General features: G+C 53.3%; 1 tRNA gene and 2 rRNA genes. All 3 read right to left on the bottom strand.

Annotated elements, in window-relative coordinates:
* Positions 1-5: 5 nt before the first annotated feature.
* A tRNA-Met gene (locus V473_RS20800) sits at positions 6-82 on the bottom strand.
* A 182-nt stretch (positions 83-264) separates the two neighbouring features.
* Positions 265-379: ribosomal RNA gene (rrf, locus tag V473_RS20795) — 5S ribosomal RNA — on the bottom strand.
* A 201-nt stretch (positions 380-580) separates the two neighbouring features.
* Positions 581-3,401: ribosomal RNA gene (locus V473_RS20790) — 23S ribosomal RNA — on the bottom strand.
* Positions 3,402-3,434 lie beyond the last annotated feature (33 nt).

Genomic DNA, 3,434 nt, shown 5'->3' with positions numbered 1-3,434 from the left:
TATGTTGGTTGCGGGAGTAGGATTTGAACCTACGACCTTCAGGTTATGAGCCTGACGAGCTACCGGGCTGCTCCATCCCGCGTCACCAACATGGGCTGCGTTTTGCAGCCTGCGAAGCATTTTTGCTTGTCATCCCGCTTTTGCGGTCTGACGGCGGGCTGCTTCATCCCGCGTCACCAACGGTAAAAGGGCGACCTTTTGGGTCGCCCTTTTATGAGACGTTATGAATGGGTTTTTGTTTCCGATATATGCGCGAGCTTCAATGCCTGGCGACGCCCTACTCTTCCAGTGCTTGAGCAATAGTACCATCGGCGCAGACTGGTTTCACGGCCGAGTTCGGGATGGGATCGGGTGGGTCACAGACGCTATGGTCACCAAGCAATGAAGCTGGCGCATATATGGGTTTTTGATCGATGCCGTGCACATGAGTATTTGCTTGCCAAACACGGCAACAGCCGCGTTTGGTGTATGTTTTGTAAGCGTATATCCGGGCTGGCTTAACAACCGACCGATCGCTGACATGCGCTGGAGACCAGCATTGTCGTTGATGGTGGGACTCTGCGGTTCACAAGTGAACCGTTTAAGCGCGAATAGGACAATTAGTATCGGTTAGCTTCATGCGTTACCGCACTTCCACATCCGATCTATCAAGGTCGTGGTCTTCGACCGTCCTGAGAAATCTTATCTTGAGGGAGGCTTCCCGCTTAGATGCTTTCAGCGGTTATCCCGTCCATACATAGCTACCCAGCTGCGCTCCTGGCGGAACGACTGGTACACCAGAGGTATGTTCAACCCGGTCCTCTCGTACTAGGGTCAACTCCTCTCAAATTTCGACGCCCACGGCAGATAGGGACCAAACTGTCTCGCGACGTTCTGAACCCAGCTCACGTACCACTTTAATTGGCGAACAGCCAAACCCTTGGGACCTGCTCCAGCCCCAGGATGTGATGAGCCGACATCGAGGTGCCAAACGATTCCGTCGATATGAGCTCTTGGGAATCATCAGCCTGTTATCCCCGGCGTACCTTTTATCCGTTGAGCGATGGCCCTTCCACGAGGGACCACCGGATCACTATGACCGACTTTCGTCTCTGCTCGACTTGTCAGTCTCGCAGTCAGGCGGGCTTATGCCATTGCACTCTAACAGACGGTTTCCAACCGTCCTGAGCCCACCATCGCGCGCCTCCGTTACTCTTTAGGAGGCGACCGCCCCAGTCAAACTACCCACCACAGAGGGTCCCTGTACCGGATAACGGTACGAGGTTAGACATCAGAAAACAGCAGGGTGGTATTTCACCTATGGCTCCACATCAACTGGCGTCGATGCTTCAAAGCCTCCCACCTATGCTACACAGCTCTTTCCTAATGCCACTCTGAAGTTGCAGTAAAGGTGCACGGGGTCTTTCCGTCTAACCGCGGGTACTCCGCATCTTCACGGAGAATTCAATTTCGCTGAGCATATCCTGGAGACAGTGGGGAAGTCGTTACGCCATTCGTGCAGGTCGGAACTTACCCGACAAGGAATTTCGCTACCTTAGGACCGTTATAGTTACGGCCGCCGTTTACCTGGGCTTCAATTCAGAGCTTGCACTCCTCCTCTTAACCTTCAGGCACCGGGCAGGCGTCAGGCCCTATACGTCGTCTTGAAGCCGACTTAGCAGAGCCCTGTGTTTTTGCTAAACAGTCGCTACCCCCTGGCCTGTGCCCCCCACAAGAGCTTGCGCTTATGTGGGGCCTCCTTCTTCCGAAGGTACGGAGGCAATTTGCCGAGTTCCTTCAGGATACTTCTCTCAAACGCCTTGGTATACTCTACCATTCCACCTGTGTCGGTTTAGGGTACGGTCTATACGGAGGGGCTATTTCCTGGGACAACTTCACAGCCTGGAGCAATCCAATAAGCCCAGACCATTTACGCCATCCGTCACACACCTCCAGGCCCACGAATATTAACGTGGTTCCCATCGACTACCCCCTTCGGGCTCGTCTTAGGGGCCGGCTTACCCTGCTCAGATTAGCTTTAAGCAGGAACCCTTGGAATTTCGGCGACAGTGCATCTCACACTGTTAATCGCTACTCATGTCTGCATTCGCACTTCCGATACCTCCACGGTCGGTTACCCTCCCGCTTCAACGGCCTACGGAACGCTCCGCTACCGCTCAGTCAAAGACTGAACCCTAAGCTTCGGTGCATCACTTTAGCCCCGTTACATCTTCGCCGCAGGATCTCTTGTTTAGACCAGTGAGCTGTTACGCTTTCTTTAAAGGATGGCTGCTTCTAAGCCAACCTCCTGGTTGTTTTGGAAATCCCACATGCTTTCCCACTTAGTGATGACTTGGGGACCTTAGCTGTAGGTTAGGGCTGTTTCCCTTTTGACGACGGACCTTAGCACCCGCCGTCTGTCTGCCGGACTAGACTCGTTGGTATTCGGAGTTTGGTTAGTGTTGGTAGATCTCGCGACCCCCGCAACCATCCAGTGCTCTACCCCCAACGGCAATCATCCGACGCTCTACCTCAATAGATTTCGCGGAGAACCAGCTATTTCCCGGCTTGATTGGCCTTTCACCCCTAAGCACAACTCATCCGACAATTTTTCAACATTGAACGGTTCGGTCCTCCAGTGCGTGTTACCGCACCTTCAACCTGGTCATGCATAGATCGCCGGGTTTCGGGTCTAATGCATCAAACTATGGTCGCCCTATTCAGACTCGCTTTCGCTGCGCCTACACCTAACGGCTTAAGCTTGCTTGATACACTAAGTCACAGACCCATTATGCAAGAGGTACGCGGTCAGGTCTCGCCTATCCGAAGATATTGGGACCCTCCCACTGCTTGTAGGCATCCGGTTTCAGGTACTGTTTCACTCCCCTCATCGGGGTGCTTTTCACCTTTCCCTCACGGTACTGGTTCACTATCGGTCATGTACGAGTATTTAGGCTTGGAGGGTGGTCCCCCCATGTTCAGACAGAGTTTCACGTGCTCCGCCCTACTCAAGTCCTGGAATATCATTTTCGCATACGGGGCTGTCACCCGCTATGGCCGCACTTTCCAGAGCGTTCTGCTAATTATATCCCAGGCGCTGGCCTGGTCCGCGTTCGCTCGCCACTACTAACGGAATCTCGGTTGATGTCTTTTCCTCCGGGTACTGAGATGTTTCAGTTCTCCGGGTTCGCTTCACCAAAGCCTATTTTATTCAGCTTAGTGATACCTCGACCATTTAACCGCTGATCCGTCCGTCCCGAAGGTCGATCGAACCAATGATTAAATGGTGAAGGTGGGTTATCCCATTCGGAAATCGCGGGATCAAAGCCTGCTCACGGCTCCCCCACGCTTATCGCAGCGTGCCACGTCCTTCATCGCCTGTACATGCCAAGGCATTCACCAGATGCCCTTACCTCACGCTTGAGAGTCCACACCACCAACGACAATACTGGGTA

It is taken from the genome of Sphingobium cupriresistens LL01 (assembly GCF_001046645.1).
In the GTDB taxonomy this organism is placed as follows: domain Bacteria; phylum Pseudomonadota; class Alphaproteobacteria; order Sphingomonadales; family Sphingomonadaceae; genus Sphingobium; species Sphingobium cupriresistens.
This window is presented reverse-complemented; position numbering and strand designations above follow the sequence as displayed.